We start from the raw sequence: 4,983 nt of genomic DNA on the forward strand, positions 1-4,983 counted from the left end.
AAATATTATCAATTTGTTTTTACCCGATAAGCAATTGCGTAAACAAATTATGAAAATAAAAACAGATTCTACTCCTTTAGAAGAGCCTAAAAATCCTGATACTTGTAATTTATTTAACTTGTATAAATTATTAGCTTCTGACGAACAAATTGAAGCAATGAGAGCTAATTATGAAGGTGGTAATTATGGTTATGGAACTGCGAAACAAGCTTTTTATGAATTGTTAGTCGAAAAATTTTCTATTGAAAGAGAACGTTACAATTATTATATGAACAACCTTGAAGAAATTGATAAAGCACTAGCTATTGGGGCTGAAAAAGCCAAAGCTGTAGCTACAGGTGTTTTAAAACGAGTTAGAGAGAAGTTGGGGTATTAAAAAAAGAATATATATATATATATAAATTAAACCCGTTAATCTGAAATAAATTTAGATTAACGGGTTTTCTTATGTTTTTAAGATTTCTACCCTTCTAACTTTGAAGAAAGTTCAAACCAACGTTCTTCTTTTTTATCTATTTCAGAACTAATTTCTTGTAATTTTATAGATAACTCATTAATTTCTTCACCAGAAAGTGTGCTATCTAAGAACTTAGCTTCAATTTCACTTTTTTGAGTGTTTAAAGCTTCAATTTTACCATCAATAGCCTCAAATTCTTTTTTTTCTTTAAAAGAAAGTTTAACAACAGTTGTATTTTTTTCTCGGGTATCTTCTTTTTGAATGCTTACACTTTCTTCTTTAGGTTTTGAATCTTCATACACTCTATAATCTGAATAATTTCCAGGGAAATCTTCAATTATTCCATCACCTTGAAACACAAATAAATGGTCAACTATTTTATCCATAAAATAACGATCATGAGAAACCACTAATAAACAACCAGGAAAATCTAATAAAAAATCTTCTAATACATTTAAGGTAATAATATCTAAATCGTTCGTTGGCTCATCTAAAATTAAAAAGTTTGGGTTTTGAATTAAAACGGTACATAAATAGAGTCTTTTACGCTCGCCACCACTTAATTTTTCCACAAAATCGTATTGTCTTTTTCTGCTAAATAAAAATCGCTCAAGTAACTGAGCTGCTGAAAGACTTCTACCTTTAGTTAACGGAATTTGTTCACCATATTCTTTAATAATTTCAATAACTTTTTGACCTGGTTTTGGGTTAATTCCATCTTGTGTGTAATATCCAAATTTAATAGTTTCACCAACAGAAACTTTCCCAGAATCTACAGGGATTCCATCAGTAATAATGTTTAAAAATGTAGATTTCCCCGTTCCATTTTTTCCAATAATTCCAATACGTTCACCACGTAAAAAGTTATATTCAAATTTGTCTAAAATTTTTAAATCTCCAAATGATTTCGAAATTTTATGAAGTTCTAAAATTTTAGAACCCATACGTTCCATATTTATTTCTAATTGAACTCTATGATTGTCTCTTCGTTTATGGGCCTCTTCTTTTATTTTGTAAAAATCATCAATTCTAGATTTAGATTTGGTGGTTCGAGCCTTTGGCTGTCTACGCATCCAGTCTAATTCTTTGGTAAATAGATTTTTAGCTTTATCAACAGTTGCTTGTTCTGCAACAATACGTTCTTCTTTTTTTTCTAAATAGTAAGAATAATTGCCTTTGTACGTATAAAAACCACCGTTATCTAACTCAACAATTTCATTACAAACTCGTTCCAAAAAGTACCTATCATGCGTTACCATGAACAAGGTGATTTTTTCTTTTTTAAAGTAATTTTCTAACCATTCAATCATTTCTAAATCTAAATGATTGGTTGGTTCGTCTAAAATTAACAAATCGGGTTTATGAATAAGAATTACAGCTAAAGATAAACGTTTACGTTGCCCACCAGACAACGAACTTACTTTTTGAGATAAATCTTCTAATTTTAATTTGAATAAAATTTGTTTGTATTGTGTTTCAAAATCCCATGCATTTAGTCGTTCCATTTTTTCAAAAGCTTGTTGATATGCTTTTTCATCGGAAGGATTTTTTAATGCATTTTCGTATTCTTCAATAACTTTTAAAGTATCGTTATCTGAATTAAAAATAGTTTGTTCAACCGTTAAATCGTGATCTAAATCTTCTTCTTGAGATAAATATTCAATTTTTAATCCTTTTCTAGAAATTACTTGTCCAGTATCAGAGCTTGCAACACCCGCAAGTATGTTAAGAATTGAAGTTTTTCCAGCTCCATTTTTTGCAATAAAAGCAATTTTTTGGTCTTTATTTATTCCAAAGGAGATATCACTAAAAAGTTCAACTTCTCCAAATGCTTTTGATATGTTTTCAACTGACAGGTAATTCATTCATTATAAATTTTGGCAAAGCTACATAAAAAAACCCGAGAAGAAATTCTCGGGTTTTTAAAGTAAAAATGAAGTTAATAATTATTCTTTAATAAATTTAGTTATAATTGATTTTTGACCGTCGTTAACTTCTAATATGTAGACATCAGGTTTTAAATTAGAGACATCAATATTTTCTCTAAGTTCTTTTCCCGTTTTTACAATTTGCCCAAGTTTGTTTGTAATCTTATAACTTAAGGCTTTACTTTTGTTTAGTTTAACCTGAATAGATTTAGTTGTTGGGTTTGGATACACTTTTAAGTCCGCTACACTTTCATTTCCTAAATTTTCTGAAGGAATAGAGGTAAAAGATGAATTAAAATTAACTGCGGTGTTACTTATATTTACAGTATAATCTTCAACTTCCCCATACGAAAATGTTTCACAAGCTGTTTGAGCTGAATTATATTTCATAGAAACACGCATTCTAGTTTGACCTGTTAATGCTGATGTTGGAATTATAATATCAGCAGATAAATTCGCAGAACTAGAAGAAGACCCTGAAACAACTTTTTCAGTAGTATCAAATATTCCATTTTGGTCATAATCTATCCAAATAGCCCAAAATTCAGTATAAGCAGTACTTCTAAATCCAGCACTCATTAAAATTTGATTTGTACTTCCTTTAACAACAGTAGCTACTTTTGATGTGAAATCTGCATAACCTCCATTATTTCCAGTAGTATTTGTCATTCCACCAAAAGAAACATAGTCAATCCACTCGTAAGAAGAATTACTTCCTTTAGTTGTACAATAAGTAACTTGGTTATTTAATGTTGTAATAGTTGCAATATTACTCGCTACAGATATATTACCCACTAAATCTTTAGCTTTTACAGTAAAGCTATAAGAAGTTGCAGCTGTTAAAGCAGTAGCTTGATATGATGTACCTGTTACTGAAGCCAATAAACTAGCACCTTGATATACATTATAACTTGTAACAGCAACGTTATCTGTTGCTCCATTCCAAGATAAATCAACAGTACTATTAGTTGCATTACTAGCTGTTAATGTTGGAGCACTTGGCGCTTGTGTATCAGGTGCTACTGTAGTAACATTTACAACATTACTAGCAATAGAAATATTGCCAGCAGCATCTTTTGCTTTTACAGTGAAACTGTATGAAGTTCCAGCTGTTAAAGCAGTAACTTGGTACGAAGTTCCTGTAATAGAAGCCAATAAGCTAGCTCCTTGATATACTTCATAACCAGCAACAGCAACGTTATCTGTTGCTCCACTCCAAGATAAATCAACGCTAGTTTGAGTTTTGTTGCTTGAAACTAAAGTAGGTGCAATAGGTGCTTGTATATCAGGGGTAGCATCAACCAACACAACAGAATAATCTTCAACTTCACCATAAGAAAAGGCCTCACAAGCGGTTGGGACTGCATTATATTTCATAGAAATTCTCATTCTAGTTGAACCACTAACTGCTGAAGCAGGAACTGTAAAAGTACCACTAACAGGTGTAGTTTTTGAAGCAACTTTTGACCAAACTAACTCTCCAGCATCACTAAAATCTCCATTTTTATTGTAGTCAATCCAAACAGCATAACCTTCACTATATACTGTACCAGTCCAAGTAGGTGTAATTGTAATAGTAGCTACATCTCCTTTATTTAAATCGGTTGAAATAGCAGTGTGATTCGTATAACCACTCCCTGAAACAGTTGAATTATTAATAGTTCCTATTTGTACTCGTCCAATATATTCATCTGCAACACTATTTCCCTGAGATGTGCAATAGGCAACAGAAGTATTGCCATATTCACTTCCAACACCAACAGCATAAAAAGCATTTGTAGTTGCAATTACTTCAGGAGAGCCAACACCGTATAAATCTTCAGCAGATTGAATACCTGAAGTTCTCGCATCAGCATAAGTTGAGTTCGCAGATAAATAAACGCTTTCTAATCTAAAAGCTATTTGAGCTGCTTTATCAATTCCAATACCTGAAACACTGTATGAACTTCCAATATCATTGGAACCAGTTTTTCCTACAGATAAAATATAAAACCAATGATTTAAAACTCCCGAATTAGTATGTACACCACAATAATCATTTGTTTGAGTTGGTGTGCCACAATTTACATTAACCCAATTAGTTCCACCGTAAGTGTCAGGTTGTCCTTCATCTTTTGGGTTACTCATAGATCTTAATGCAACACTTGTTGTTCTTCTTTCAATATCTTCACCAATTAACCAAGTTGATTTTTCTGGAGCCGCATAAGCTTCAACAGCTGCTGCCCAAATATCTGAAAAAGCTTCATTCATAGCTCCTGACTCTTTTTGGTAAGCTAAATCGGCCGTATAAGTACAAATTGCATGTCCAATTTCATGTGCAGCTACATCTAATGAAGTAAGAATATCAAAATAACCGTTACCTACTGTTCCGTTTGAACTTCCATCTCCATACGTCATTCTAGAACCATCCCAAAAAGCATTATCATAAGCTGCATCATAGTGAACATAGCTATTAATTGCTGCTCCTGTGTTATTAAAACTATTTCTTCCATGCTTAGTTAACCAATAATCGTAAGTCATTTCAGCTCCCCAATGAGCATCTAATGCACCGTTATCTTTAGCAGCATTATCCCATTCTGCAGCTGTCCAATTATTATC

General features: G+C 32.0%; 2 protein-coding genes and 1 pseudogene. 1 reads left to right on the forward strand and 2 read right to left on the reverse strand.

Annotation, left to right across the window (positions count from 1 at the left end):
- Positions 1–376, forward strand: a pseudogene (locus ABY863_RS12785) (tryptophan--tRNA ligase); the annotation flags it as partial.
- 86 nt (positions 377–462) lie between these two features.
- Here the strand turns inward: ABY863_RS12785 and ABY863_RS12790 are convergent.
- Together ABY863_RS12790 and ABY863_RS12795 are read right to left on the reverse strand one after the other, a co-directional pair.
- Positions 463–2,322 (reverse strand): ABC-F family ATP-binding cassette domain-containing protein, encoded by a 1,860-nt coding sequence (locus ABY863_RS12790; protein WP_372795441.1) that lies wholly within the window; start codon positions 2,320–2,322, stop codon positions 463–465.
- 81 nt (positions 2,323–2,403) lie between these two features.
- On the reverse strand, positions 2,404–4,983 hold a 2,580-nt coding region (locus ABY863_RS12795), incomplete at its 5' end, for a M4 family metallopeptidase (protein ID WP_372795443.1).

Source organism: Lutibacter sp. (assembly GCF_041562875.1).
Lineage (GTDB): Bacteria > Bacteroidota > Bacteroidia > Flavobacteriales > Flavobacteriaceae > Lutibacter.